This window comes from Gammaproteobacteria bacterium, assembly GCA_009838035.1.
Lineage (GTDB): Bacteria > Pseudomonadota > Gammaproteobacteria > Steroidobacterales > Foliamicaceae > Foliamicus.
The window spans coordinates 286,360-311,584 of sequence record VXSK01000004.1; the positions used below are offsets into that span (position 1 = coordinate 286,360).

At 64.9% G+C, this 25,225-nt stretch carries 25 protein-coding genes; 11 read left to right on the forward strand and 14 right to left on the reverse strand.

The features are described from left to right. Nucleotides 1-17: 17 nt before the first annotated feature. Both F4Y72_05310 and F4Y72_05315 read right to left on the reverse strand, forming a co-directional pair. Nucleotides 18-1,814 (reverse strand): M2 family metallopeptidase, encoded by a 1,797-nt coding sequence (locus F4Y72_05310; GenBank protein ID MXZ27706.1) that lies wholly within the window; start codon nucleotides 1,812-1,814, stop codon nucleotides 18-20. Continuing rightward, on the reverse strand, nucleotides 1,811-3,283 hold the full coding sequence (locus F4Y72_05315; protein ID MXZ27707.1) for a peptide MFS transporter: 1,473 nt from the start codon (nucleotides 3,281-3,283) through the stop codon (nucleotides 1,811-1,813). The genes F4Y72_05310 and F4Y72_05315 overlap by 4 nt, the downstream gene beginning before the upstream one ends. Here F4Y72_05315 and F4Y72_05320 point away from each other — a divergent pair. Together F4Y72_05320 and F4Y72_05325 are read left to right on the forward strand one after the other, a co-directional pair. Then, nucleotides 3,216-3,899 carry a septation protein IspZ gene (locus tag F4Y72_05320; GenBank protein MXZ27708.1) on the forward strand — a complete coding sequence of 228 codons (684 nt, stop codon included), beginning with the start codon at nucleotides 3,216-3,218 and terminating at the stop codon, nucleotides 3,897-3,899. The two genes, F4Y72_05315 and F4Y72_05320, sit on opposite strands and share 68 nt — an antisense overlap. Next, on the forward strand, nucleotides 3,896-4,171 hold the full coding sequence (locus tag F4Y72_05325) for a BolA family transcriptional regulator (GenBank protein ID MXZ27709.1): 276 nt from the start codon (nucleotides 3,896-3,898) through the stop codon (nucleotides 4,169-4,171). The genes F4Y72_05320 and F4Y72_05325 overlap by 4 nt, the downstream gene beginning before the upstream one ends. A gap of 107 nt (nucleotides 4,172-4,278) precedes the next feature. On the opposite strand, the gene F4Y72_05330 is transcribed toward F4Y72_05325, so the two are convergent. Then, a complete protein-coding gene (locus tag F4Y72_05330; GenBank protein ID MXZ27710.1) occupies nucleotides 4,279-5,142 on the reverse strand; it encodes a phytanoyl-CoA dioxygenase family protein in 864 nt (287 codons plus the stop codon). Nucleotides 5,143-5,158: 16 nt separating this feature from the next. Then, on the reverse strand, nucleotides 5,159-6,469 hold the full coding sequence (locus F4Y72_05335) for an MFS transporter (GenBank protein ID MXZ27711.1): 1,311 nt from the start codon (nucleotides 6,467-6,469) through the stop codon (nucleotides 5,159-5,161). 234 nt (nucleotides 6,470-6,703) lie between these two features. Here F4Y72_05335 and apbC point away from each other — a divergent pair, with 234 nt between their 5' ends. Genes apbC through F4Y72_05355 form a run of 4 tightly spaced genes read left to right on the forward strand, consistent with a single transcriptional unit; the run spans nucleotide 6,704 to nucleotide 9,944 of the window. After that, nucleotides 6,704-7,756 carry an iron-sulfur cluster carrier protein ApbC gene (apbC, locus tag F4Y72_05340; protein ID MXZ27712.1) on the forward strand — a complete coding sequence of 351 codons (1,053 nt, stop codon included), beginning with the start codon at nucleotides 6,704-6,706 and terminating at the stop codon, nucleotides 7,754-7,756. A 6-nt stretch (nucleotides 7,757-7,762) separates the two neighbouring features. After that, entirely contained in the window at nucleotides 7,763-8,593 is an 831-nt protein-coding gene (locus tag F4Y72_05345; protein MXZ27713.1) for a segregation/condensation protein A, read from the forward strand. Next, entirely contained in the window at nucleotides 8,590-9,234 is a 645-nt protein-coding gene (gene scpB / locus F4Y72_05350) for an SMC-Scp complex subunit ScpB (GenBank protein MXZ27714.1), read from the forward strand. Before F4Y72_05345 ends, scpB begins: the two co-directional genes overlap by 4 nt. Then, the gene (locus tag F4Y72_05355; protein MXZ27715.1) at nucleotides 9,231-9,944 is read left to right on the forward strand and encodes a pseudouridine synthase; all 714 of its coding nucleotides are present in this window, start codon (nucleotides 9,231-9,233) and stop codon (nucleotides 9,942-9,944) included. Before scpB ends, F4Y72_05355 begins: the two co-directional genes overlap by 4 nt. A gap of 9 nt (nucleotides 9,945-9,953) precedes the next feature. On the opposite strand, the gene rmuC is transcribed toward F4Y72_05355, so the two are convergent. Genes rmuC through F4Y72_05375 form a run of 4 tightly spaced genes read right to left on the reverse strand, consistent with a single transcriptional unit; the run spans nucleotide 9,954 to nucleotide 14,048 of the window. Next, nucleotides 9,954-11,270 carry a DNA recombination protein RmuC gene (rmuC, locus tag F4Y72_05360; GenBank protein MXZ27716.1) on the reverse strand — a complete coding sequence of 439 codons (1,317 nt, stop codon included), beginning with the start codon at nucleotides 11,268-11,270 and terminating at the stop codon, nucleotides 9,954-9,956. Continuing rightward, nucleotides 11,267-11,986, reverse strand: coding sequence for an HAD-IA family hydrolase (locus F4Y72_05365; GenBank protein ID MXZ27717.1), 720 nt, complete (start codon nucleotides 11,984-11,986; stop codon nucleotides 11,267-11,269). Before F4Y72_05365 ends, rmuC begins: the two co-directional genes overlap by 4 nt. Beyond that, on the reverse strand, nucleotides 11,983-12,759 hold the full coding sequence (ubiG, locus tag F4Y72_05370) for a bifunctional 2-polyprenyl-6-hydroxyphenol methylase/3-demethylubiquinol 3-O-methyltransferase UbiG (GenBank protein MXZ27718.1): 777 nt from the start codon (nucleotides 12,757-12,759) through the stop codon (nucleotides 11,983-11,985). Before ubiG ends, F4Y72_05365 begins: the two co-directional genes overlap by 4 nt. Next, nucleotides 12,699-14,048, reverse strand: coding sequence for a TRZ/ATZ family hydrolase (locus F4Y72_05375; GenBank protein ID MXZ27719.1), 1,350 nt, complete (start codon nucleotides 14,046-14,048; stop codon nucleotides 12,699-12,701). Before F4Y72_05375 ends, ubiG begins: the two co-directional genes overlap by 61 nt. Between F4Y72_05375 and F4Y72_05380 the strand changes: the two genes are divergently transcribed. Next, a complete protein-coding gene (locus F4Y72_05380) occupies nucleotides 13,971-15,608 on the forward strand; it encodes an amidohydrolase family protein (GenBank protein MXZ27720.1) in 1,638 nt (545 codons plus the stop codon). The two genes, F4Y72_05375 and F4Y72_05380, sit on opposite strands and share 78 nt — an antisense overlap. Continuing rightward, nucleotides 15,605-16,450 carry a taurine dioxygenase gene (locus F4Y72_05385; protein MXZ27721.1) on the forward strand — a complete coding sequence of 282 codons (846 nt, stop codon included), beginning with the start codon at nucleotides 15,605-15,607 and terminating at the stop codon, nucleotides 16,448-16,450. The genes F4Y72_05380 and F4Y72_05385 overlap by 4 nt, the downstream gene beginning before the upstream one ends. 50 nt (nucleotides 16,451-16,500) lie before the next feature. Here the strand turns inward: F4Y72_05385 and F4Y72_05390 are convergent, their stop codons facing one another. The 3 genes from F4Y72_05390 to F4Y72_05400 are packed head-to-tail and all read right to left on the reverse strand — an operon-like array spanning nucleotide 16,501 to nucleotide 18,863. Then, the gene (locus F4Y72_05390) at nucleotides 16,501-17,031 is read right to left on the reverse strand and encodes a hypothetical protein (GenBank protein ID MXZ27722.1); all 531 of its coding nucleotides are present in this window, start codon (nucleotides 17,029-17,031) and stop codon (nucleotides 16,501-16,503) included. Between the two features lie 24 nt (nucleotides 17,032-17,055). Beyond that, nucleotides 17,056-18,057 (reverse strand): VWA domain-containing protein, encoded by a 1,002-nt coding sequence (locus F4Y72_05395; GenBank protein MXZ27723.1) that lies wholly within the window; start codon nucleotides 18,055-18,057, stop codon nucleotides 17,056-17,058. Nucleotides 18,058-18,059: 2 nt separating this feature from the next. Continuing rightward, nucleotides 18,060-18,863, reverse strand: a complete 804-nt coding sequence (locus F4Y72_05400; protein MXZ27724.1) for a DUF1295 domain-containing protein — start codon at nucleotides 18,861-18,863, stop codon at nucleotides 18,060-18,062. On the opposite strand from F4Y72_05400, the gene F4Y72_05405 reads away from it, so the two are divergent. Beyond that, a complete protein-coding gene (locus F4Y72_05405; protein ID MXZ27725.1) occupies nucleotides 18,760-19,809 on the forward strand; it encodes a DUF1838 domain-containing protein in 1,050 nt (349 codons plus the stop codon). The two genes, F4Y72_05400 and F4Y72_05405, sit on opposite strands and share 104 nt — an antisense overlap. A 23-nt stretch (nucleotides 19,810-19,832) precedes the next feature. Here F4Y72_05405 and F4Y72_05410 read toward each other — a convergent pair whose 3' ends face one another. The 3 genes from F4Y72_05410 to F4Y72_05420 form a co-directional block, all read right to left on the reverse strand. Then, complete coding sequence (locus F4Y72_05410) at nucleotides 19,833-20,987, reverse strand: PQQ-dependent sugar dehydrogenase (protein MXZ27726.1); 1,155 nt, start codon at nucleotides 20,985-20,987, stop codon at nucleotides 19,833-19,835. Nucleotides 20,988-21,003: 16 nt separating this feature from the next. Next, a complete protein-coding gene (locus F4Y72_05415; GenBank protein MXZ27727.1) occupies nucleotides 21,004-22,080 on the reverse strand; it encodes a hypothetical protein in 1,077 nt (358 codons plus the stop codon). A 73-nt stretch (nucleotides 22,081-22,153) separates the two neighbouring features. Beyond that, the gene (locus tag F4Y72_05420; protein MXZ27728.1) at nucleotides 22,154-23,443 is read right to left on the reverse strand and encodes an NADP-dependent isocitrate dehydrogenase; all 1,290 of its coding nucleotides are present in this window, start codon (nucleotides 23,441-23,443) and stop codon (nucleotides 22,154-22,156) included. A gap of 112 nt (nucleotides 23,444-23,555) precedes the next feature. Between F4Y72_05420 and F4Y72_05425 the strand changes: the two genes are divergently transcribed. Both F4Y72_05425 and F4Y72_05430 read left to right on the forward strand, forming a co-directional pair. After that, nucleotides 23,556-24,167 (forward strand): sigma-70 family RNA polymerase sigma factor, encoded by a 612-nt coding sequence (locus F4Y72_05425; GenBank protein MXZ27729.1) that lies wholly within the window; start codon nucleotides 23,556-23,558, stop codon nucleotides 24,165-24,167. Beyond that, a complete protein-coding gene (locus tag F4Y72_05430) occupies nucleotides 24,167-25,216 on the forward strand; it encodes a DUF4974 domain-containing protein (GenBank protein ID MXZ27730.1) in 1,050 nt (349 codons plus the stop codon). The genes F4Y72_05425 and F4Y72_05430 overlap by 1 nt, the downstream gene beginning before the upstream one ends. The last annotated feature ends 9 nt before the right edge of the window (nucleotides 25,217-25,225 follow it).

The window sequence follows — 25,225 nt, forward strand, 5'->3', positions numbered from 1 at the left end:
ACGCGAATTATCCCGGATTACCAGCCGCAGGAAAGTCCCCGGTTCTCGGTCTCAAGCCAGTCCATGAGCGGCTGAAAGTAGGCGATGATCGCCGAGGCGTCCATTTCGCGCTGGCCGGTCACTTCCTCCAGCGAGTCCTGCCACGGCCGGCTGGAGCCGGACTCGAGCATCTTCCACATCAGCTCGCCGGCTTCCTTGTTGCCGTAGATCGAACATTCGTGCAGCGGTCCCTCGAATCCCGCCGCGTCGCACAGCGCCCGCTGGAACTGGAATTGCAGCACGAAGGCCAGGAAATAGCGGGTGTAGGGCGTATTGCCGGGAATGTGGTACTTGGCGCCCGGATCGAAATCGGCCTCGCTACGGTCCACGGGCGGCCTGATTCCCTGGTAGCGCGTGCGCAGGTCCCACCAGGCCGCATTGTAGTCTTCCGGCGCGATTTCTCCCGAGAACACGCCCCAGCGCCACTGGTCCATCAGCTTGCCGAAGGGCAGGAAGGCGATCTTGTCCAGCGCCAGCTTCATCTGCGAGTTGATCAGGGCCTCGGGACTGTCCTCTACTTTCTCGACCAGGCCCAGGTTCTTCAGAAAGTCGGCGGTTATCGACAGCGTGACCGTGTCGCCCACCGCCTCGTGAAAACCGTCGTGGGCCCCGGACTGGAAGATGATCGGCTGATCCTTGTAGGCGAGGAAGTAGTAGATATGGCCGAGTTCGTGATAGATCGTGAAAAGGTGGTCCTGGGTGGGTTCGATGCACATCTTGATCCGCACGTCGTCCCCGGCGTCGATGCTCCAGGCGCTGGCGTGGCAGACGACTTCGCGGTCCCGCGGTTTCACCAGCAGCGAACGCTGCCAGAAACTCTCCGGCAGCGAGGGCATGCCCAGGGAGACGAAGAAGTCTTCCGCCAGTTCGGTCATGTAAACGGCGCTGTAGTCCTGGTCCTGCATCGTCTGCGTCACGTTCAGTTCCGCTACGCCGGCGTACGGCTCCGCCAGGTCGTAGATCTCGCCCCAGGTCTGCGACCACATGTTGCCCAGCAGGTGCGCCGGAATCGGCTCGCCCACGGGCACGGTCTCCTCGCCATAGGCCTGCCGGAGCCTGTCGGCGGTGTAGCAGTGCAACTGTTCGTAAAGCGGCGAGACCTGGCTCCACAAGCGCTCCACTTCGTCGTCGAAGTCGGCCACCGGCATGTCGTAGCCGGACCGCCACAACTCGCCCATGTCATTGAATCCCAGCGCTTTCGCGCCCTCGTTGCCCAACTCCACGAAACGGCGGTAGTCGGCCCGGATCGGTGGAGAAATCGTGCGCCAGCCGCGCCATGCTTCCAGCAGTTCGTCGTAGTCCCGGCTCTGGGCCATGACCACGCTGAGCTCTTCGAGGTCGCGGCAGCTCTCCGGGCCGTCGGGACAGTACTTACCGCTGCCGTAGGCGCCTTCCATGCGCGTCATGATTTCCGACAGTTCGCGACGCTTGGCGTCGTCGTCCGGCGCCGGCAGCGTGGTCCCCCACTTGATCGCGTTGATCGCGCGCTGGGTCCGCTCCGCCAGTTCGACTCCGTCGTAGCGCTTGGCGCCCTCCACCGCGGTACTCTGGAACTTGAGCCCCCGTTCCTGCGCCCTGGCGGCGAGCAGCGCCGTGTCCGGCGTGATGTAGGTCTGGTAGGCCCAGGCCGCCGCGGCGCCTTCCCGGCGCAATTCCAGGTATCGCTCGCTGGTTTCCTTGACGAACTCTTCGGCGCTTTGCAGCGGCGTATCTTCGGTCGACGCGCTGACGGGCACGGTCAGGGCCAGCGCCGTGACAATGATTCGGGTATTCACTTTTCTTGTTCCTCCGCAGGTGTCATGCACTTCTTCAGTGGTTTCAGGAAAACGGCGAGGATCAGGCCGCTGCCCACGGTCGTAAGCACGATCTGCCAGTACAGTCCGGGCATGTCGCTGAGCGCATTGGGATCGAACTCGCCCGCGATCAGGCCGGCGATCAGGCTGCCCAGCGAGGCGCCCAGGAACCAGATGCCCATCATCTGGCCCACGAATTTCTTCGGCGCCAGCCGCGTGACGGCGGACAGGCCCACCGGGCTCAGGCACAACTCGCCGGTGGTGTGCAGCAGGTAGGTGAAGAATAGCCAGGTAGGCAGCACCGGGTTGCCTTCGGCCACCAGCGTGGCGGCGCCGATCATCACCAGGAAGCCCAGCCCCAGCTGAATCAGCCCGAACGCGAATTTCAGCGGCGTGGAGGGGTCGAGATTCCGTCGCGCCAGGGCCGTCCACAGCATCGCGAACAGGGGACCCAGGACTATGATGAAGAACGGATTGAGCGACTGGAACCACTCGGCCGGGAAGCTGAACGAGCCGAACTCGCGGATCGTGTAGCGCTCGGCGAACAGGTTCAGCGACGAACCGGATTGCTCGAACCCGGCCCAGAACATGGCGGCGCCGAAGAACAGAACGATAATGCCGATCACGCGCAGGCGTTCGTCGCGCGTGAGTCCGGCGAAAAACAGCAGGGACAGGAAGTAAATGGCCGCCACGGCAACGATCACGACGGCGCTCGCTTCGGCGATCGCGCGCGCGTTCAGTTCGATCGCGCCCCCCAGTGCGCCGGCATATACGGCGGCGAGCACCGCAAGCGCGGCCGCCACGCCCAGCCAGACCTTCCTTCGGTAGGCAGCGGACGCAGCCGATTCGGGACGCGCCCCCGCATCGCCCAGATACTTGCGCGTGTAATAGAACTGCGTCAGGCCGAACAGCATGCCCACACCCGCCGCGGCGAAACCGTAGTGCCAGTTGTAGTCGGCCAGCCAGCCGCAAACCAGCGGTCCGATGAATGCGCCGACGTTGATGCCCAGGTAATACAGCGTGAAACCGCCATCGCGCCGCGGGTCCGTTGGCGAGTAGAGTTGCCCGACCAGGGCGCTGATGTTGGGTTTGAGCAGCCCCGTGCCCAGCACCACCAGGATCAGGCCCATGTAGAAGGCGGCGACGGTCGGCACCGCGAGAACGAAGTGCCCGCTCATGATGATGATGCCGCCCACCCAGACCGCGCGCTGCCCTCCCAGCAGCCGGTCCGCCATCCATCCTCCGGGCAGCGCAACCAGGTACACCGCGGCCGTATAAACGCCGTATATGGCGGTGGCGATTTCGTCGGTCAGGCCCATGCCGCCCCGCTGCACCTGGTCGACCATGAAGAGAACGAGCAGGGCGCGCATGCCGTAGTAGCTCATGCGCTCCCACATCTCGGTGAAGAACAGGGTGACGAGCCCCCGCGGATGTTGGAAGAAATTCAGCATCGCCGCATTATATGCAGCGCGTTCCCGGCCCGGCGGCCGCGCTATCATTTCCGCCGCCGTGCAGGTTTTTCTGGATTTTTTCTTTCTTGTGCCGTTTCTGGCGGCCTACCTCGTGTGGGGATTGATCCCGGCCGTGTGGGTGCTCATGGGCGCCGTGATCTTGCAGGTTGCCGCGCAGTGGCTGATCGGTGGCTCCTACAAGCCGAAGCCCATCACGCTGGCTTCCGCGGCGTTGGTGCTGGTATTCGGCACGCTGACCGTGGTGCTGAACGATCCCGTGTTCATCAAGTGGAAGCCGACGGTCCTGTACTGGGCGATGAGCGTGGCGCTTTTCGGCGCGCGCCTGTGGAAGCGCAAGGGCGTGGTCCATGCGATCCTGGCATCGCAGGCGGAAGGCTTTTCTGCCGTGCCGGCCCGCACGGCGTCGGCGCTGGATTGGGCATGGCTGCTGTTCTTTGTCGTGATGGGCGCGCTCAACATTTGGGTGGCCTACAGCTTCAGCGAAGCCACCTGGGTTTATTTCAAGCTTTTCGGCCTGACCAGCCTGACCCTCGTGTTCGGTCTGCTGCAGGGAATCTGGATTGTGCGGTCCATGAAGACGGTTGAAGGCGAGTGAACACCGACCGCCCGTCACGCATCCGCGCCCGTCTGCTTGAGTCGCTGGCCCCCTGCGAAGTCGAAGTGCAGGACGACTCGCACCTGCACGTCGGCCATGTGGGTGCTCGCGAGGGCGGCGGTCACTTCTCGGTCCGCATCGTAGCGGAGCAGTTCGACGGCCTCGCCCCGCTCGCCCGCCACCGCCTCGTGTACGCCGCCCTGGGCGAAATGATGCAGGGCCCCATCCACGCCCTGGCCATCACCGCGCTGACGCCCGACGAAGCAAAGTAAAGCGCCCACTAAAGCGCGTTGTTGCCCCGTTCCCGGCAGGAGCGTCGCGAAGTGGCTCCGAAGGGAATGGGGCAACAACGCGCGAGGGGCTCTCTTGCAAGCCGACGTCAGGCGGCTTTCTTGCGGGGCGCCCGCCGCCAGGTTACGGGCATTACCGAGTCGGGAAGGCGTTCGCCCTCTTTGAGCAGTTCGCTGCCCTCGAACGGGTTCTTTCTTGCCGTTGGGTTGAGTTGGTAGCGGATGTCGCTGCCGATCCAGCGCAGGGAGAATCCGAGGCGGCGGCCCGCGTAGCCGGCCGTGCGAGGTTTGGAGGCGTGGATCGTCTTCGGGTGGATGATCAGCATGTCGCCCGCGCGCGCTTCCCACACGTGGATGTCCGCGTCGGGTGCGGCGACCCGCTCCAGGAGTTCCGACCAGGGGTGGAAATTGGGTGGTGCTTCCACACCCTCGAGCGCCCAGGAACTTATATAGCGGTGCGGGTCCCTGTTGGAGCCGGCCAGCGTCAGCAGAGGCGCATTGTCGGGACCCATGTCGGTCAGGGCCACCCACATCGACGGGCTGTGCTCGCCGCTGAACGGAAACAGGCACTCGTCGTTGTGCCAGGGCGTGGCCGTTTCGTCCTTGTTGCCTTCCTTCAGGAAAGTGCCGTCAACCCAGGCGCGCATTTCGTCCGAACCGATCACGTCGGCCACGATCTCCGCGCAGCCGCATTCCTCGACCAGCGCCTGCATCTCCGGCACCCGCCAGTAGGCGTTGACCAGCCGCACGTAGCCGTCGTGGTCCTCGAATTCCACGTCGCGCATGGTTTCGTGGGGCCCGAAGACGAGCGAGCCGTCACGCAGCCCTGCGACGACCGAGTCTATGAGCTGAGTCATCTCCGCCACCCACTCATTCGAAAAGACCCCCGGCACGCGGGCGACCCCTACTTTCCTGTAGCTGTCGATGGCCTCTTGCGTAACCTTGCGATGCATATCGGGGGTCCTTCGCTTAACTCGCTGCAGCGCTTGCGGCGAGGCGCGCCCGGGCGGCCTCAAGCTTTCCTTCCGTAAGGTCGTAGCGGTACAGGAAAGTGAGGCTTAAGCCGTAGAGTAGCGCCGGGGCCAGCCCTGCGCTCACGTAAATGGCGTTAATCGCGCTGGCCGGCTGTTCGATCTGCATGCCTTCGGTGCCGGACTGGTAGCCGAACGCGCCGAGCAGCCATAGCGCCAGGGCGGGACCTGCGGCAAACGCGAATTTTTCGACTGTGGCGTAGAACGCCGACATGGTGGCTTCACGGCGCATTCCGGTTCTTAGGTAGTCGTACTCCACCGCGTCCGGCAGCAGAGCGGCGCCCAGAATGATCACGCCGCTGGCGAAAAAGCCCAGGAATACGGCCCGCACGAAGATGTACTCAAGCGGGTCGGCCGCTGTGGCCAGCAGCCAGGTGGAGGTGGTAAGCGCGAAGCACGCGGTCGCAATCATGTAGAGGGGGCGTTTTCCATACTTGCGCGACACGAGGTTCCAGAACGGAATAGTCGCCAGGATCACGGCGATGTTCACCACCAGGAACAAGGTCGTTTGCGAGTAGCTCATCTTGAGAATGACCACCTTGAAATACACCCCGGCGGCGCTGGCGGACGCCAGGCCCAGCAATTGGCAGAGTTTTGCACCCAGCAGATTCATCAGCGGGCGGTTCTCCACGATGGTGCCGATCTGCCGGCGGATGGGAGGCGTTCGCGCGCGCTTCAAGGCGCTGGTTTGACGGGCGGAGGCCAGACCGAAGAAGCAGTAGATGGAGCCGCCGGCGATCAGCGCGGCGTAGATCAGCCCCATTACGCCGTGCGCCCCCCGGTCGTTGCCCAGCCGCTCCACCAGGGCGTAGGAGGAAACGGCAATAAGCGCGCCGATATTGATGAACAGGGTGCGCCAGGACATCAGCGAGGTGCGGGCGTGGTAGTTGGTGGTCATTTCCGCGGGCATGGCCAGAAAGGGCACGTTGAAGAGCGTGTAGCCCGTGTAGGTCAGCAGCAGTGCGCCGAGCACCCACGCGCCCAGGAGCGTGGTGTTGTCGAACGCCGGCGGATTGAAGATCAGTGAAAAACCGGCCGCCGTCACTACGCCCCCCAGCAGCAGATAGGGCCTGCGCCGCCCCAAGCGGGTATTGGTGCGGTCGCTGATTACCCCCATCAGCGGGTCGGTGACCATGTCGTAGAGCTTGGACGCCAGGATCAGGGCGGCTGCGGCGCCGGCGCTGATGCCCAGGAAATTGGTCATAAACGGCGCCAGTATGCCGCCCAGCGTGTTCAGCACGATCGCCATGCCCAGCGCTCCCGTGCCAAAATTAAACCGCAGGCTGAGCGCAACAGCTTGCCCGGGCGCGTCCCTGCGCGGCTTTTGGTCCGAAAAATTTTTGTCCGGCTGGTTCACGCCATCTACTCGCAAAGCAAGCAGTTTAGCTGCTTGCCGCCAGCCTGAGTCGGCGAAACCGGACCGGGTTGAGCGCGAAGCGGCTTTTGTCGCGCATAAAATCCGGCCATAGTTCTTGGAATTCGGATGTCGGCGAACCTGGAAAAGTCCATTCTTGCCGTGGAATCGCCGTTCGGCGGGTTGACCCTCGGCGAGGCTGGCGCGCGTGCGCGTGTGACGGAGGCCGGCAAGACCGCCGAGATTACTGTTGGTTTTCCCTGCGGCGGGTTCGTCGAAGAGTTGAACGCGCGGGTCCGGGAAGTCACTTCCGCGGAGAAGGTGGTGGTTCGCACGGAGATTGCGGCGCACGCGGTACCCCCGCAGGTGCAGAGGCTCGAGCAGGTCAGGAACATCATCGCGGTGGCATCGGCCAAGGGCGGCGTGGGCAAGTCCACCGTGGCGGCGAACCTGGCCGTCGGGCTGGCGATGGACGGCGCCGCCGTCGGGATCCTGGATGCCGACATCTACGGTCCCAGCGTGCCGCGGATGCTGGGCCTGGAGGGCGAACGGCCGCGCAGCGCCGACGGCAAGAGCTTCGAGCCCTTGCGGGCGCATGGTCTGCAGGCCAGTTCCATCGGTTTTCTGGTCGATACGCGAAGCCCGGTCGTCTGGCGCGGCCCGATGGTGACGCAGGCGCTGATGCAATTGCTCGGCCAGACGCGCTGGAAGGACCTGGATTACCTCATCGTGGACATGCCGCCGGGCACCGGCGACATCCAGTTGACGCTGTCGCAACGCGTGCCGCTGGCGGGGGCGGTGGTCGTGACCACGCCGCAGGAACTGGCGGTGGCCGACGCCCGAAAGGGCATAGCGATGTTCCGCAAGGTCAACGTGCCGGTGCTGGGCGTGGTGGAAAACATGAGCGCGTATGCATGCCCGCATTGCGGACATACCGAAGCGCTGTTCGGTGAGGGCGGAGGCGCGAGGCTGGCCGGCGAGTTCGACCTGCCGCTGCTGGCGCAACTCCCCTTGTCCGCGGGGGTGCGCGCGGCTACTGACGACGGACGCTTGGTCGCGCCTTCGGAGCCCGACGAAGGGGGCGATTACCGGGCGCTTTCCAGGGCCGCGGCCGCGCGCCTGGCGGGCATGGCCCGCGGCGCGAAGACGGCATTCCCTAAAATAGTAGTAGAGTCCGACTGATCGACAATGGCAGACAAACAGCAGCTATTTGAGAGCCCCGCCGCGGCGGCAAGTCTGGCGGTGGTCTCGGGCGAGCCGTACGTGGAGGCGCCCGCCGACCTCTTCATCCCGCCGGAAGCGCTGCGCGTGTTCCTGCAGTCCTTCGAGGGACCGCTGGACCTGCTGCTCTACCTGATACGGCGCCATGACCTGGACATCATGGACGTTCCGATCACCGACATCTGCGAACAATACGCGCAGTACATCGAACTGATGCAGGAGATGGAGCTGGAACTGGCCGGCGAGTACCTTGTCATGGCCGCAACGCTGGCGGAGATCAAGTCCCGCATGCTGGTGCCGCAGCTGCCGCTGGAAGAAGAGGACGAGGAGGACCCGCGCGCCAGGCTGTTCGAGCGCCTGCTGGAATACGAACGCCTCAAGCAGCTGGCCGCCGGCCTGGAAGAGCTTCCCCGCCAGGAGCGCGACGCATTTCAGGCCAGCGTGGACGCACTCGAGGACCAGCGTCCGCGCGAACTGCCCCAGACGACGCTCAACGAACTGGCTCTCGCCTACGCCCGCGTGATCGAGCGGGTGCGATTCAGCGGCGGCTGGGCCGTGCAGACCGAACAGTTGTCGGTGCGCGAACGCATGTCGGACATTCTCAAGCAGGTTTCGGGCAGGGAATTCACCGAATTCACCGAGTTGTTCGATCCGTCCGAGGGGCGCATGGGGGCGGCCGTGACCTTTTCGGCCGTGCTGGAACTGGTTCGCGACAATGGCCTGCAGGCGGTCCAGAATGAACCTTTCGCGCCGATCTACGTAAGCGGACCTACGCACGGCAAGGACGCCGCCAAGTGAGCACCCCGGATACGCGCAACCTGGTCGAGGCGGCGTTGCTGGGGGCGGGACGGCCCCTCAACATGGCGCAGCTCCTGAGCCTGTTCGATCCGTTGGAGAAAGTAGGCGAAGACGAAGTGCTCAAGGCCCTGGGCGACCTGGAACGGGACTTTGCCGGGCGGGAAATCGAATTGAAGGAAGTGGCTGGAGGCTGGCGGGTGCAGACCGGCAGCGTGGCTGCGGAGCGGCTGGCGAAGCTGGAACGGTTTCGTCCGCCCAGGTTTTCGCGCGCACTGCTTGAGAGTCTGGCGGCAATCGCCTATCGGCAGCCGATCACCCGGGCGGAGATCGAGGAATTGCGCGGCGTGCGCCTGAGCGGCCACATCATGCGCACGCTCATGGAGCGCAACTGGATCGAGGTGGTGGGCCATCGCGAAACGCCGGGCCGGCCCGCGCTTTACGGCACGACCGGGGATTTCATGGACTATTTCGGACTCAAGCGCCTCGACGATCTGCCCTCGGCCGGCGAATTCGCATCCCCGGAAGATGCGCCCGCCGCCGCTCCTCCGGGAAGCGGTTCTTCCGACGCCTCCGGAGAGCAGGGCGCGGGCCTCTTCGACGTGGGCTCCGATCGCAGCGAAACAGCCCCCGCCCCCGATTGATTCGGATCCAGAAGTACCTGGCGGCGGCCGGAGTGGCCTCCCGCCGCGAAGTGGAGGCCTGGATCGCGGCCGGGCGGCTCAGCGTCAATGGGCAACGGGCGGCGCCCGGACTCAAGGTTGACGGCGGCGAGCGGTTCCGGCTTGACGGGCGGTTGCTGCACGTGCAGCGAAGCGATTCGGGTGGGACGCGGGTAATTGCCTACAACAAACCGGAGGGCGAACTGGTCACGCGCGATCGCCGCGCCCGTCACCCGACCGTATTTACCGCGCTGCCGCGGCTCAGGGGCCGGCGCTGGGTGGCGGTCGGCCGCCTCGATCTGAACTCCAGCGGGCTGTTGCTGCTGACCACCGACGGCGGACTGGCCCACCGCCTCATGCACCCGTCCTTCGGCGTGGAGCGCGAATACCTGGTCCGTGTCCTGGGCCAGCCGGGTGCGCCGGTGATGCGCCGACTGACCGAGGGCGTAGTTCTCGAAGATGGTCCCGCACGCTTCGACGCGCTGGTCGAACAGGGAGGCAGCGGCGCCAATCGCTGGTTTCGCGTAACGCTGAGCGAGGGGCGCCACCGCGTCGTGCGCCGCCTCTGGAGCTCACAGGGCCATGCGGTAAGCCGCTTGATACGGATCCGATACGGCCCGGTTCGCCTGCCGCGCGACCTGCCGCGCGGCCAGTGGCGCGAAATCGACCCCAAGCACCTTTCCGGGAATTGATTCCCGGGGTTAGTGGGGCTTGGGGGCGGCCTCCTGCTGCGATTCGGATTCGGAGGCCGATTCCGTCGGGCTTTCGTTCGCCAGCAGCGGGGTGGCAGCCGTGGCCACTTCCTCGGGTGCCTCGATTTCCCTGGTCTTCTCGACACCGGCCTTGTTCATTCTGTCCAGAGCCGGGAGAAAGCGGCTCCGGAACGAGCTTACGGCGCTGTTGTAGGTTCCGATCGCCGTATTGAGCTGATTGCCCAGCCGTCCGACGTGCCCGCTGAAGACCGCCACGCGCTCGTGCAGCGTCGCGGCCAACCGTGAGATTTCCTCGGCGTTCTCGGCCAGCGCCAGTTGCCGCCAGCCGTAGGCCGTGACCCGCAGCAGCGCCATCATCGAGGTGGGCGTGGCCAGGATCACGCGCGCGCGCAGCGCTTTCTCCAGCAGGTCCGGCCGCTGGTCGCCGGCGGCCGCCAGGAAGTGGTCGCCGGGAACGAACATCACCACGAAGTCCGGGCTGCGTTCGAACTGGTCCCAGTATTCCTTGGAAGCCAGCCGCTTGACCTGATCCTCCACGTTGGCCGCGTGCTGGGCCAGCAGAGCGGCGCGGGCGTCCTCGCCGTCGGCCTCCACCGCGCTCAGATAGGCATCCAGCGGCGTCTTGGCGTCCACGACCAGCTGACCGCCATCGGGCAGCCGGACGATCATGTCGGGCCGGGTCCGGCCCTCCGGCCCCTGCGGCTGTTCGGCGAAATCGCAGTGCTCCTGCATGCCCGCGATCTCCACCAGCCGCCGCAATTGCATTTCACCCCACTGGCCCCGCACTTCCGGGCGCCGCAAGGCGGTGACCAGGCTGCGGGTCGTGTCACGCAGTTCCTTGTTGCCGGAAGCCATGGCCTGAATCTGCTCGCGCAACTGGCCCTGGGCTTCGGCCCGGTCCTTTTCCATGCTGCTCAGGGTCTTGCGGGTCTGCTGAAGGCTCTCGTTGATCGGCTTGACCAGCGCCTCGATGGCCTGCTGGCGCTTCTCCAGATCGGCGCTGGATTCCGACCGCGCCTTACCGAAGGCCTGTTGCGCCAGATCGAGAAAGTCCTTCTGACTCTGGCTCAGCGCCTCGCGGGCCAGCGCCTTCAGCTGTCCCTGGAATTGCTCGTCGGCCGCGCGGCGGCTTTCCTCGCGGGCCTGCTCGGCGGCCTTCTGCTCACGCAGTTGCGCCCGGGATTCCGCCAGTTGCGCTTCCTTTCGCGCGATCGCGTTCTCGCCGCGCGCGCGCTGCCACAGCAGGCCGAGCAATGCGCCGGCGGCGAGGGCCGCCAGTGCGGTCAGGGCAATCGCGGCATTCATGCCGCGCGCGGCGCCGCCGCACCGGCATTCGCGGTAGCGCCCTGTTCGTCGATCCAGCCCAGGAGGTCCCGGGGCGATTGCAATATGGCGGCTGCGCCCCAGGCCCCCAGGTCTTCATCCGGCGGAAAGTAACCCCAGGCCGCGGCCAGCCCGGTCATGCCGGCGCTGCGGGCGGCCTGAATGTCGCGGGGGTCGTCGCCAAGCATGACGCAGGCGCGCGGCTTCACGGCAAGCCGGTCGGCCGCGAAGATCATCGGCTCGGGGTGCGGCTTGGTATGTGTGGTGGTGCCGCCGCCCACCGCCACGGCGCACTCGTCCGCCAGGTCCAGGGCCTCGAGCAGCGGCCGGGTCAGGTATTCCGGCTTGTTCGTGACCACGCCCCAGGGAATCCGCCGGTCGGCGAGATTGTCCAGCACTCGGCGCATGCCCGGAAACAACCGCGACCGCTCCGCCAGGCGACCCGAATAGAGCTTCAGGCAGCGCTCCAGCACCTCGGGGTATTCCTCGCTGTCGATGAAATCGGCGCCGTAGGCGGCCGTCAGCAGTCCCCGCATGCCCCTGGATACGAACTGCCGGAGGCTCTTGAACGGCAGCGGCCGGGTCCCGCGGGCCCGCATCACGTCCTGTACGCAGCCCACCAGGTCGGGAGCCGTATCGACCAGGGTCCCGTCCAGGTCGAACAGGATCGCGTGCACCCGGGGGTTCACCGCGCTCATGCGCCGGCCGCCTTGGTGAAGTGGGCGATGTAGTTCACGTCGATGTTGCCGCTGCGCCGGAAACTTCCGTGCAGGGGATTGTATTGAAGTCCGGTGAAGTCCCGCGCGCTTAGTCCCGCGGCGCGCGCCCAGGCCTCCAGTTCGGATGGGCGGATGAATTTCTCGTAACGGTGCGTGCCGCGCGGCAACAGGCCCAGCACGAATTCCGCACTGACGATGCCCAGGGCGAATGCCGCGAGGGTGCGGTTCAGGGTCGAGACGAAGACGTGGCCGCCGGGCCGCGTCAGCCGGGCGCATTCGGCCAGCAGTTCGCCGGGCCGTGGCACATGTTCGAGCACCTCCAGGCAGCACACGACATCGAACTCGCCCTCGAGTTCCTCCGCGGCGCCGAGGCGGTATTCCAGGTTGTCCAGACCCCCGGCTTCCGCATGCATCCGGGCAACCTCAAGCATCTCGGCGGATGCGTCGAGTCCGAGTACGGAATCCGCTCCTTCGCTCGCCAGCGATTCGCTGAGTAGCCCCCCGCCGCAGCCGACGTCCAGGCAGTGTTTGCCGGCGAGCCCCCCGGCGCGTTCGACGATGTACCCGACCCGAACCGGGTTCATGGCGTGCAGGGGCCGGTTCGGACCGTTCGGGTCCCACCATTGCGCCGCCATCGCGGCAAAGCGCTCAAGTTCGGCCGCGTCGGCGTTGGGTTGCCGTGCTTCTTCGTTCACTGCATTTCCCTGGCTGCCGCCGGGTCGCCGCGTGAGCTTCCGATTCTCGATCCCCATTCCCGGGCCTGCGCGAGGATCCGGTCCTCGTCGCCCCAGCCAAGCCTGCCGGCCTCCATCAACGCCTTCCCGCGCACCCAGACATCGGTGATCTGCGAGGACTTGCCGGAATAGGCCAGCTGCGAGGCCGGGTCATAGACGGGCTGCGAATTGGCCGCCGACAGGTCCAGCGCAACGAAATCGGCGGCCTTGCCCGGCCGCAGCGAGCCGAGCTCGCCGTCCAGCCCGAGCGCCCTGGCCCCGGCCAGCGTGGCCATTTCCAGCGCCTCGGCCGCGGAAACGGCGTCGGCTTTGCCCGACACCCCCTTGGCGAGCAGCGCAGCGGTCTGCGTTTCCTCGAGCATATCCAGGTCGTTGTTGCTGGCCGTGCTGTCGGTGCCCAGCGCAACGTTCACCCCGGCGCCAAGCAGCGATTCCACCGGAGCAAATCCGCTCGCGAGTTTCAGGTTGGATTGCGGGCAGTGCACAACCGAACAGCCACGCTCGGCCAGCACCGCGATCTCCCCCTCCTCGAGTTGGACCGCATGGACCGCCATCAGGCGCTCATTGACCACGCCCACGCGGTCCAGGCGGGCGAGCGGCCGGCATCCGTGCCGTTGAAGCGACTCGGCGATTTCGCCTTCGGTCTCGTGAACGTGTATGTGTATGGGAATATCGCGTTCCTCCGCCAGTTCCGCGCACAGAGCGAGACCTGCATCATCGACCGAGTAGGGCGCGTGCGGGGCCATAGTGAACGAGATGCCCGCCTCGCCCCGAAATCGACCGTACAGTTCCGCGTTCTTGCGAAGCGAGGCCTGCCGGTCCGCGGCCCAGCAATTGGGGAAATCGACCATCGGCAGGCCCACGGCCATTCGCACCCCGCGACTCACGGCCACTTCGGCGCCGACGTCGGGGAAGAAATACATGTCGGCGAAGCAGGTCGTCCCGGAGCGCACCATCTCGACCAGCGCCAACTCCGTTCCGGCGCGCACGTAGTCCTCGTTCAGGTGCCGGGCCTCGGCCGGCCAGATGTGATTCTCAAGCCATGCCTGCAGGGGGGTGTCGTCGGCAAAGCCGCGCAGCAGCGTCATTCCGGCGTGGGTGTGCGCATTGACCAGCCCCGGGAAAACGACATGGTCGGGACGCTCGATCCTGCGGGCCCGCGGCCAGCGGCGCCTCGCCTCGGCGCCCGGCAGCAGCGCGGCAATGCGGTCGTCGCGCACCGCCAGCGCATGGTTCTCAAGCACCGAGCCCGCAGGTTCGACCGGCAGTATCCAGCGGGGGAGGAACAGGACGTCGGGTGCTTGCATCAGGGCCCGGGAATCGCGCGAGGAGCCGGGAGAAATTGTACCGGCGGTCGGCCCGCCGGCGCATATACTTTTCTTCCTGTTCTCCCGGGAGACGGGCTTATGTGGATACGCAAGAGCGAGAAGGACCGGCAAGAGGGGCGGCGCACGCCCATCCCGACCCAGGTCGTGTCCAACGAAGAATACATCCCGATGCCGCAGTCGGAGGACCAGCGGCGCGTCGAACGGCGGATTCACGAACTGGCGGACCGCTTGGCCGGCCGGCGCAGGATGAGCCGCCGGCAATACCTGGGCAGCGCCGCCGGCATGGCCGCGGCCTTCCTGGCCATGAACGAGGTGTTCGGCCGGTATTTTCTGGTCGACTGGGCGGAAGCCGCCGAAGCCGGGACCGAACGGGAATCCTGGCCCGATTTCATATTCGACGCCCAGCTTCACCACGTAAAGGAGGGAATCGTCGGCCCGCTGGGCTTCCGCCGCCTGGCCGGCATGTTCAACCTGAATCCGGACCTGGTGGGCGTCAGGCCCGGGCGTGAGGACCTGCAGCTCGAGAACTTCACCAAGGAAGTCTTCCTGGACAGCGAAACCACGATGGGAATCATCAGCGGCGCGCCCATCGGCGACGACCGCTACAACATCCTTCCGGTGGACATGATGGTGGAGACGCGGCGGACCATCAACGAGCTCGCGGGCTCGCAGCGCATGCTGAGCCACGGCCTGGCGGCGCCCAACATGCCCGGCAGCCTGGAGGAAATCGAGCGCCAGGCCGCGGAACTCAAGGTGGACGGCTGGAAGTGCTACACGGGCGTGCCGGTCAATCCCTGGCGGATGGACGACGAGAAGGTCGCCTATCCGTTCTACGAGCTGGCGCTCAAGCTGGGGGTCACCAATATTTCGGTGCACAAGGGCCTGCCCATAGTCGGCACCGACCCCGAATACTGCCGGCCCTGGGACATCCGGAAGGCCGCGCTGGATTGGCCGGATCTGAACTTCATCGTCTATCACTCGGGATTCAGGAACCTGGTCAACGAACTGGCGGCCGGCAATACCGGCATCGACGAAAACGGCTACCTGGTATGGACCTCCGATATCGTGAAGGACCGCCTGGAAACGCCGGAGATGACCAACGTCTACATGGAACTCGGTAGCGTGTTCGGGCACACGGCGATCACCCATCCCGAAATCTGCAGCCACCTGATGGGCCAGATTCTCAAGGCCTTCGGCAGCGATCATGTGATCTGGGGCACCGATTCGATCTGGTGGGGATCGCCGCAGTGGCAGATCGAGGCCTTCCGCCGTTTCGAGATTCCGGAAGCACTGCAGGAAAAGCACGGCTATCCCGCGATCACACGCAAGGACAAGGAGCGGATTCTCGGCCTGAACTCGGCGCGCATGTACGGCATCGACGTGCCGGCCGCGCTGGAGTCGATACCGGGCGACCGGCTCAGCCAGATGCGGGCGGAGTACCTGGAAAGCGGGCCTCAGCCGAGCAACACGCAATACGGCTGGGTGCACGAAGGGCCGCTGGCGGAAGATCCGGAAGTACCCTGGAGCACCCCCATATGAGTTACGAACACATTTCGGTTCGGCCCGCTACCGGCACCTTCGGCGCCACGGTGGGCGGCGTCGATCTCTCGCAGCCCCTGGACGAAGCGACCCTCGGCGAAGTCCGTTCCGCCTGGCTCGAATACCAGGTGCTGTTTTTCCGCGACCAGGCAATGACCCCGAAGCAGCACGAGGACTTCGCCGCGAATTTCGGCGAACTCACCAAAGCCGGCTTCATGCCGACGCTCGAGGGCACGACCGGCGTCTTCGTTCAGGAATACCCCGGACTGTACAGCCGCGACGTGACCGACATCACCTGGCACTGCGACGCGGCCTTTCTGCCGGTTCCGTCGCGCGGATCGGTGCTGTACGCGCTGGACGTGCCCGAGGGCGCCGGCGACACGGTCTGGGCGAACATGTACGCGGCCTACGACGACCTTTCCGGCAGCATGCAGTCGTTCCTGTCGGGGCTAACGGCGGTCAACGACAACGCCTATCGCAACCTGGAGACGCTGCTTGAGCGCCTCGGGCCGGAGGCTTTCGCGCAGATGCGCAAGATGCTGCCGCCTTCCGGGCATCCGGTGGTCCGCACCCATCCGGAAACCGGGCGCAAGTCGCTGTTCGTGAGCGAATTGATGACCTCGCACATCAAGGACATGAAGCCGGAGGAAAGCCGCATGCTGCTGGATTTCCTGTTCCGCCACAGCACCCAGCCCGAGTTCCAGTGCCGGTTCGCCTGGGAGAAGCACTCGGTGGCCTTCTGGGACAACCGCTGCACGATCCACAAGGGGGTTTTCGACTTCGGCGACCGGCATCGCCTCATGCACCGGGTCTCCATCGACGACGACCGCCCGCCGGCCTGACGCAGGCTCAGCTAGGCAGCGCAGTCAGGCTGCCTGATGCCCCGGAGCGGTCACTGCCAGGTTGTGGAATCGCTGTCGTTGTACAAGATTTCGCGGATGCGGCCGATCAGTTCGCGCTGTCGTTGGGTGGCGCCCTCGACCGCCGCAATCTCCTCGATCAGCGTCAGCGTCGAGGCGATCTGATTGTCCGTGAATTGTTCCCTGCTCTTCGCCAAGACGCCCTCGACCTGGTCCATGAAGATCTGCCCGTCGCCGACCAGATAGGCGCTGGACGCGAGCAGCTGTTCCGCCGCGGCCAGGTCCAGGTCGAAGGTGCTTTGGAAAGCGGCCAGCAAGGCGTTTTTCTGCTCCGAACTCAGGTCGCCGCTTACCTTGGCAACCCCAACCGCGAGCGCCGCCGCGGCATCCATGGGGTCTTCGAGCCCGAACAGCGGATTGGCCTCGAACTTGTTTTGCCAGGCGCGTTTGCGCCGCCGCGCGAACGGATTCAGGCCGCCGAGGTCGATGCCGGCGTCGGCGAGCCTCTTGAGCAGCACCAGGACCGTTACTATGGCCCCGAGCAGCCCGAGCAGATACGGCATGCCGATCCTCCCGCGATAGGCGGGTCAGCTGAGGGTGGGGCGCGCGACGAAGGTGCCGCAGTTGCGCTCGCAAAGCACCCGCATCAGGTTGGCGAAGCGGCTGGCCTGCTCGAAGGCGCCGCCGCGCAGGAGAACCGGGAAACCCACCGCGTGGATGCGCATCAGGCAGTTTCCGAAGCGGTCGGCCTGGTTGATCCGGGCCACGTAGCGCACCAGCGATTCGGCGGAACCCTGCGAAAAGTCGTCCCCGAACACGTAGATGCTCACCTTCCTGCTCTCGTCGTAGAAGGAGGTAATGGCCTCGACGATCCCTTCGGCGGGATTGGAGTCGGAAAAGGCCTGCCAGTTGGCGATGGCGCGAACGATGGACTGGCGGCGTGACGCCGAATCCGGAATCCACCTTCGCGCAAACGACGAGAACAGATACTGCCCTTCGTCGTTGAGCACCTGGATGCCCTTCACCGTTGGATAGACCCGCAGCGTCTCCGCCACCAGCCGCTGCACCGCCGGCCAGGCGTTGCCCAGCATGCTGCCCGAGGTGTCGATCACGAAGATGATGTACTCGCTGTCCACCGGGATTCCGCCGACCGTCGTGTCGTTGGGAGCCGGTTGGTAATCGGCCAGCAGGCGTTCCATTTCCTCGGTGAGTTCCTGGCGCGCCGCCAGCAGTTTTCCGGCCTCGTCGCTGCCTTCCGATGCGGTCTCCTTGGCGGCGAAGTGGCGATCTTCGGCTGCCTCCACTTCGCGCCGGGTCAGGCTCACGCGCCGCACGCTCTCGGCGGTTTCGGCGCGCAAGGGCTCCAGGTCGCGCTTCAGCACCGTGGTTTCGCCGCGAATTTCGAACAGTTCGCGCTCGAGCATCAGGATCAGCCCCTCGAGCTCCTCGCGGCTGCGCTCGATGATGACCGGCTCGTGGATCTTGGTCACCACCAGCAGCAGGATGACGGCCCCGAAGCCGCAGCAGACGACGTCCAGAAACGACAGGTTCAGTCCCTGTTCCTCGCGCTTGAACCGCTTCCCCGCCATGATCAGTCCGCCTTCCCTGGCGGCAGCGGGAAGAACATGCTGGTGCGCCGCATGTAATCCGCGTAGCCGGGCCGCGTGGAAGCCAGGTGCTTCTCCAGGATGGGTACGCCGGAGAACTTGATCAGGGCCCAGGTCATCAGCGCCGGGCTGAAGAAGGTCCAGGCGGCGGCGTCCACTTCCGCGGCCACCAGCCAGATGCCCCACCACAAGCAGGCGTTGCCGAAATAGTTCGGGTGGCGGGTGTAACGCCACAGCCCGGTGTCCAGGACCTTGCCGCGGTTTTCCGGATCGGCCCGGAAGCGCTTCAGTTGCGCGTCGCCTATGGTCTCGAACAGCACGCCGACGATCCAGACCGCGATTCCCGTCAGCGCCGCCCAGCCCAGCGTGACCGGCGCCGCGTACAACTGGCCGAGCTGAACGGGAAGCGAAACGAGCCAGAGGATGGTCCCCTGGAGCAGGAACACGACATAGAGGCTGCGCAGGTTCCAGGAACGGCCCGCGGCCTCGGTCCTTTCTCGCATTTTGGCGTAGCGGTAGTCCTCTCCGTGGCCGATGTTGCGGCGCCACAAATGCCAGCTGTAGCGCAGCGACCAGGCGGTGGTCAGCAGGGCAAGCAGCCAGGCCCGCGGCGAAATGCCGCCCGTGCGCCAGAGCGTCGCGAGCGCGATGACCGCAAAGCCAAGGCCCCAGAAAAGATCGACGATGCTGGTGTCGCGCAGCCGCAGGCTGATCAGCCAGAGCGCCGCCATGAGGCCCAGTATCAGGCCCAGGTTACCGAACAGGATTCCGGTCACGGAGAAGTCCATGCGGTTATTCTATACAGCCGCCGCCGCTGGAAGGCGGCGGCAATTTTCACTTTTACGGGAGGATCCGATGAGATCGCTGATTCGAAACTGCGCGCCGGTATTGGCCGGTTTACTGCTGGCCGGCATGGCCCACGCCTCCGCCAGTCTGGATACGGCCGAGGGGCGCCTGGCCGCTTACCGAAAAATGCAATGCTCGCTGATCGACGGCAAGGAGTCGTTTTTCTGGTGGACCGGCACCGCCTACGGCCATGTTGCCGGGCAGCCGGACATTCGGCTGTTTCGCGTGGAGGGCATCAACGTGCGCCGCTGCGCCAGCGTGCCCGACGACGAGCGTGGCGACGGTTTCCGCCTGATATCAAGGGAGATCCTTGTGTACCAGGACGTCGAGACGGGTGAAATGCTGCACACTTGGGAAAATCCCTACACCGGCGAGACGGTGGATGTCCTTCACGTTGCCAACGACCCCGTGAATCAGCCGGCCCAGCATCCGCTGCGGCGCGACGGTTCCGAGTACCCGCTGCCCCTAACGACGCAGGGGAACGACTGGTGGTGGTCCGCGGCGGTACCGCTGTTCTATCCGAACCCGCTGGGAGGCGACTACCAGAAATACGTGGGCGGCACCTATCACGCCACGGAGATGTTCAACTTCAAGGGCAAGCTGGACGACCTGCTGGATGCCGACAGCGATTCGGCGACCCTGTTCGTGGGCTGGGTGCGGCTCGCGCAATGGCTGCCCTGGATGGAGATGGGTTCGCGCACCGGCAAGATGTACTTTCACGCCGGCGGCAAGAAGGTCGGCGATTACGAAAACGTACCGGCCGATTTCCGGGCCGTGATCGAGGAGCACTTCCCGCTCTACCTGCACGCGCCGCCGATGGACGACGATCGCCCGAACGAAACGAGCTGGACCTACTTCAGGAAGGTGATGGAAGCCCGGGAAGATTAGGGCGTTAACATGCCCAAAAGGGCTCAGTGCGCCGGTTCGAGCCGCACGATGTCCGTGAGCTGGCCGCTGCGGTCGTCGGTGGCCAGGTAAATGAAGCCGTCCGGCCCCTGGCGGACATCGCGCAGCCGGTAGACGTCCTGCAGAAGCGGTTCGCGGGCCACCACCCGCCCTTGGTCGTCCGTGCGGATGCGCGACAGGCGGCGATGCCTGGGAGCCAGGCCCCCGGCGAACAGATCGCCGCGCCAGCGCGGGAAAGCGTCGCCTTCGTAAACGATCAGGCCGGAAGCGCCGATGGACGGGGTCCAGTAGGTCATGGGCTGCTCCATGCCTTCGCGCTCGCTGGAGGCGTGAATGGGCGTTCCGGAGCCGTAATTCACGCCGAAGCCGATCACCGGCCAGCCGTAGTTCAAGCCCGGCAGGATCAGGTTGAGTTCGTCGCCGCCCTGAGGTCCATGCTCCGTTGACCAGAGCCGTCCGGTCGCCGGGTGATAGTCCAGACCCTGGGGATTGCGGTGACCATAGCTCCAGATCTCCGGCAACGCGCCGGGATGGCCCGCAAAGGGATTGTCATCGGGCACGGAGCCGTCTTCCCTGAGCCTCACGATGGCGCCCGCGTGGCTGCCGAGCAACTGTGCGCCATGGCTTTCCAGGTTCTCCCGGGGCATTTCCATGCGGTCTCCGATCGACATGAACAGGTGCCCGTTGCCGTCGAAGGCGATCTTCGCGCCGTAATGTCCCGGGGCGGCGCTCCAGGCGTCGGCCTCGAAGATCTCCTCCACCTGGTGGAGACGGTCTCCCTCGAGCCGGGCGCGCACTAAAGCGGTGGTGTTGCGATCGCCTTCGGCCTTGGAATAGCTCAGATAGACGATCCGATTGACCTCGAAATCCGGGTGCACTGCGACTTCCTGAAGCCCGCCCTGGCCCCGGACCAGAGCGTCCGGGACGCCGGCCAGCGGCTGCTCCAGCAGCCTGCCCTCGCGCACCAGGCGCAATTCGCCGGTGCGCTGGGTGAAGAGCATGTCGCCACCCGGCAGAAAAGCGATGCTCCAGGGATGCTTGACGCCCGCCACCACCGTGACGGCACGGAAGCGATGCTCCTCGGATTCGTAAATTTCAGCCTGCGCCTGCGCGCACAGCGCAGCAACCGCTACGAGCGGGAGCGCGGCGCGCGGCAGCATGCGAAAACGACTCCGGTCAGGATTGGCCGGCGGTCTCCAGCGCGTTGGCCTCCACCCACTTCGCAAAGTCCGGATGGGCGGACAAGCCTTTCTCGTTGAAGGTGAATTCAAGGCCGGCGAAATCCACCGGGATCTTGTGCTGGATCCCGCGCGTGGACAGCAGATAGCCGACCATGATCACGTCGAGCCCGGCGGCGCTGGCTTCCTCGATCCAGCCCCGCATCGTGTTGACGTTCGCTGAGCGAACCTCATCCGGGGCATCGTCCTGGAAATTGAATCCCTTTACGTCGGCAAAACCGCCTCCGGCCTTCACGCTTTCGACGTGCTTCTGGAGCGTCTTGAGTTCGATCGCGTTGTCCTCCGGGTCGCCGGGGCCGTGCCCGACGATCAGCAGGAATTCGTTCTCGGGGTTCTGACTGATTTCCTTTGCGTGATCGAGCAGCATCCCGGCGGCCATGGGATGCCCGGCCAGCGGATCGGCAAAAGTCAGCGACACGTTGGAGGTCACCCTGGGCGCGGGCAGGTAGGCGGCCTCTTCACGCTCGCCGACGTAATAGGCCCACTGTTCATAGACCGTTCCCATGGGCGAGAGCGCTGCGGGCACGACCACGATCTGCTTGGCCCCGGCAGCCTCTAGTTGATCGATCGCAGACTGGATGTGGTTGCCGTTCATCATCGCCATTCCATAGCCGATTGCGACAGGGTGATGCATGGCAAGGCCGGTCAGCGAATTGGCGAAATAGGTGTCGCCCGGCTCGAAAGCGCCATGTGTCAGGACGATGATGCCCAGATCGCCCCTGAGTGCCGAATCGCTGATATAGCGCTCGTGAGTGGGAGGCATTTGCATCATGTTGTCCATGATCTGCTCATTGGTGTAGTTGCGGTAGGTGAGTATCTTTGCTCTCAGCAGGTCGTACTCCTCCTGCGTCATGTCGTGATGTCCGGAATGGTCCATTCCTTCATGGTCCATTCCTTCATGGTCCATTCCCTGGTGGTCCATCTCCTCATGGTCCATCTCCTGCGTCTGGGCCACGCCGAAAACGAGCAGCGCGCCAAGGAGCACGGGAAGGATGCGCATGTTTCTGGGATGCATGTCTAAACTCCTCTGAAAAAAGCCTGAAGCCGCGAACGGACCCAAAAGCATATCACCGTTGCCGGGCGCCGCCTCAGCCCCGCATGCTGGCGATCAGCAGATCCCCGAACTCGCTGCACTTGACCTTGGTGGCGCCTTCCATCAACCGGTGGAAATCGTAAGTGACGGTGCGGTCGGCGATCACGGCGTTCATCGCGTCGATGATCTTGTCGGCGGCCTCGTTCCATCCCAGATGCCTCAGCATCATTTCTCCGGAAAGAATGAGCGAGCCGGGGTTGACCATGTCCTTGTCGGCGTACTTGGGCGCCGTGCCGTGGGTGGCTTCGAAAACGGCGTGGCCGGTGTCGCCGTTGATATTGCCGCCCGGCGCGATGCCGATGCCGCCCACCTGCGCGGCGAGCGCGTCGGAAAGGTAGTCGCCGTTGAGATTGGTCGTGGCGATCACGTCAAAGCTGTGGGCCCGGGTCAGCACCTGCTGCAGCGCGATGTCGGCGATGGCGTCCTTCACCAGGATCGCTCCGCCGTCCAGGGCCTTCTTCTGCTCGGCATTCGCCGCCTGCTCCCCGTGCTCCTCCTTGGTCCGGTCCCACTGCCTCCAGGTGTAGAAGCTGTCGCCGTAGCCGTTCTCGGCCAGGTCGTAGGCCCAGTTGCGGAACGCGCCCTCGGTGTACTTCATGATGTTGCCCTTGTGCACGAGGGTGACGCTGCGGCGGTTCTGCGCCAGCGCGTAATCCAGCGCCGCGCGCATCAGGCGCTGCGAGCCTTCGCGGGAAACGGGTTTCAGGCCGACGCCGGAGGTTTCGGGAAAGCGCACCTTCGCGTACCGCTCCGGGAAATGCTCCTGAATCAGCGAGAGGAATCGCTGCGTGTCCTCTTCCCCTTCCTCGAATTCGGCGCCCGCGTAAATGTCTTCGGTGTTCTCGCGGAAGATCACCATGTCCACCGCGCCCGGATCCCGAACCGGGGAGGGCACGCCCTCGAACCAGCGCACCGGCCTCAGGCAGACGTAGAGGTCGAGCATTTGGCGGATGGCCACGTTCAGTGACCGGATCCCGCCGCCCACCGGCGTTGTCAGCGGCCCCTTGATGGCGACGCGGTATTCGCGGATCGCATCGATCGTGGCGTCGGGCAGCCAGGAATCGAACTTCTCCCAGGCAGCCTCGCCCGCAAAGATTTCCATCCACATGAGCTGCCGTTCTCCCCCGTATGCGGCGGACACCGCGGCGTCCAGCACCCGTTCCGTGGCCCGCCAGATATCGCGGCCGGTGCCGTCCCCACGGATGAAGGGGATGATGGGACGGTCTGGCACGTTGAGTCCGGCGCCGTTTATCGTGATCATTTCGCCTTGTTCCGGGATTTGCATTCCGCTTTTCCTTCCTTCTTTTGTCTGTTGCGCGCGCATTATCCGCGCCACGTCCGGCAACGGCAACCTTGTACGGGGGGGAGAAGCGGTACGTTTGGGACGTTGATTCTTAATAGAGGGAATTGACTTGAGCCGACCTATTGCTCCGCGGAACGACAACATCGTCAGTCTGGCTTCGCGCGAGAGGCCGGAACGCAGGCGATTGGTCGAGCAGCTTTTCGACGAACATGCCCGGGCCTTGCGTCTTTTTCTCATGGGGTGGTCGGTTCCGCAGGATCAGGTCGACGACCTGGTGCAGGAACTTTTCACGCGGCTGATGGGTGTGGACGGGCTGGAACGGAAGATGTCCGCCCGGACCGGAAGCAATCGGTCTTACTTGTTGACCATGGCCAACAACATGATCGTGGACAGGCAACGCAAGTCGCAGGTGCGCAGGGCTTACCTGGCGGAACAGCGGGAAATCGAGCCGCGGCGAATGGACGAGCGTACGCCCGAGCGAATCGTGGCGGCGCAACTGGAATTGGAGGCCATGAGGTCCGTCATCAGGAACATGCGCCTGAACTGGAGAGTGGCATTCGTTTTGCAGCGCTTCGGCAATATGAGTTACGAGGACATAGCCATCCACATGGGGGTAACGGTCAGGCAGGTCGAGCGCTACATGGTGCGGGCCATGCGCAGGATTCGCGAGGAGCGGCGAAAGATCGAGGCCGCCGGGGAAACCTGATGCTCAAGAACCTTCAGGAAATCATGGGCGGCAACGTCGAGTACGCGCTGATGCGCCTGTGGTCGGATGAGTTGTCGGATTCCGAAGCGGCCGCGATACATAGCCGATTGCAGGGCGACCACCGGTATCGCAACGAGTTTCGCGGTTCGATGGGGGTTCTCGCCAGCATGGAGGATTTGGCGGAAGACGGCGAAATCGGCAGGATTCTGCGCGAGCACAGGCGCCTTCTCCGGGAGCGCAGGACGAAGCGCAGGGTTGCGCTGAGCATCACGTTCGGGGTGCTTGTCGCAATCGGCGCCGCCCTTGCCTATCTTGCGCCCTTGCGTGGACCGGACGACAGCCACTTGCAGCGGTACTTCACGCGAGTCGGCGAACAGCGGACCATTGAGCTGGACGACGGAAGCGTTGTCACGCTCAATACCGGTGGTCAGCTGGTGGTGGACTATACCGGTCAGGTTCGCAGGATCCTGCTGGAGCGCGGCGAGGCCTATTTCGACGTGGCCGAAGATCCCGAACGGCCGTTCACCGTGGACCTGGATGTCAGGTCCGTCACGGCGATCGGGACGGCATTCAATGTCCGCAAACTCCCCGAGGGATGCCAGGTCGCAGTGCTCGAGGGCGCGGTCGCGCTGCATGAATTGCCGGAGGCGCCGTCCCTGTTGCCTCCCCCTGTGTCCGCCGATGGGGAGGCAGTGGTCATTTCGGCGCCCACACAGCACCGCGTGGAGGCGGGGTGGGTTGTCGAGTTCGACGCCAGCCGCAACGAATTAAGGGCATTTCAGCCCGAGTCCATGGATCGTTACCTGCAATGGCGCAGCGGAATGCTCAGCTTCTACCGCGAGCCGCTGTACCGGGTGGTCCAGGAACTGAATCGTTATTCGCGCAAGAAGATTCTGATCGAAGACACGTCGGTCATGGAACTGAAGGTGTACACGGCCGTGAGCGTCCATGACATCGATTCCGCGCTCAACGGTCTGGAGTTGGCGCTGCCGATCAAGGTAACCCGGCACTACGACCGGTTCGTGATCAGCGGCGCGCCGGGCGACTGAAACAAAAGA

Coding starts and splice junctions, on each gene's coding strand:
- F4Y72_05320 (MXZ27708.1), top strand. CDS start 3,216: ATGCGCTCCCACATCTCGGTGAAGAACAGGGTGACGAGCCCCCGCGGA.
- F4Y72_05315 (MXZ27707.1), bottom strand. CDS start 3,283: ATGCTGAATTTCTTCCAACATCCGCGGGGGCTCGTCACCCTGTTCTTC.
- F4Y72_05330 (MXZ27710.1), bottom strand. CDS start 5,142: ATGCATCGCAAGGTTACGCAAGAGGCCATCGACAGCTACAGGAAAGTA.
- F4Y72_05335 (MXZ27711.1), bottom strand. CDS start 6,469: ATGGCGATCGTGCTGAACACGCTGGGCGGCATACTGGCGCCGTTTATG.
- apbC (MXZ27712.1), top strand. CDS start 6,704: ATGTCGGCGAACCTGGAAAAGTCCATTCTTGCCGTGGAATCGCCGTTC.
- F4Y72_05345 (MXZ27713.1), top strand. CDS start 7,763: ATGGCAGACAAACAGCAGCTATTTGAGAGCCCCGCCGCGGCGGCAAGT.
- rmuC (MXZ27716.1), bottom strand. CDS start 11,270: ATGAATGCCGCGATTGCCCTGACCGCACTGGCGGCCCTCGCCGCCGGC.
- F4Y72_05365 (MXZ27717.1), bottom strand. CDS start 11,986: ATGAGCGCGGTGAACCCCCGGGTGCACGCGATCCTGTTCGACCTGGAC.
- ubiG (MXZ27718.1), bottom strand. CDS start 12,759: ATGGGGATCGAGAATCGGAAGCTCACGCGGCGACCCGGCGGCAGCCAG.
- F4Y72_05380 (MXZ27720.1), top strand. CDS start 13,971: ATGGTTCTCAAGCACCGAGCCCGCAGGTTCGACCGGCAGTATCCAGCG.
- F4Y72_05375 (MXZ27719.1), bottom strand. CDS start 14,048: ATGCAAGCACCCGACGTCCTGTTCCTCCCCCGCTGGATACTGCCGGTC.
- F4Y72_05385 (MXZ27721.1), top strand. CDS start 15,605: ATGAGTTACGAACACATTTCGGTTCGGCCCGCTACCGGCACCTTCGGC.
- F4Y72_05390 (MXZ27722.1), bottom strand. CDS start 17,031: ATGCCGTATCTGCTCGGGCTGCTCGGGGCCATAGTAACGGTCCTGGTG.
- F4Y72_05395 (MXZ27723.1), bottom strand. CDS start 18,057: ATGGCGGGGAAGCGGTTCAAGCGCGAGGAACAGGGACTGAACCTGTCG.
- F4Y72_05405 (MXZ27725.1), top strand. CDS start 18,760: ATGCTGGTGTCGCGCAGCCGCAGGCTGATCAGCCAGAGCGCCGCCATG.
- F4Y72_05400 (MXZ27724.1), bottom strand. CDS start 18,863: ATGGACTTCTCCGTGACCGGAATCCTGTTCGGTAACCTGGGCCTGATA.
- F4Y72_05410 (MXZ27726.1), bottom strand. CDS start 20,987: ATGCTGCCGCGCGCCGCGCTCCCGCTCGTAGCGGTTGCTGCGCTGTGC.
- F4Y72_05415 (MXZ27727.1), bottom strand. CDS start 22,080: ATGCATCCCAGAAACATGCGCATCCTTCCCGTGCTCCTTGGCGCGCTG.
- F4Y72_05420 (MXZ27728.1), bottom strand. CDS start 23,443: ATGCAAATCCCGGAACAAGGCGAAATGATCACGATAAACGGCGCCGGA.
- F4Y72_05430 (MXZ27730.1), top strand. CDS start 24,167: ATGCTCAAGAACCTTCAGGAAATCATGGGCGGCAACGTCGAGTACGCG.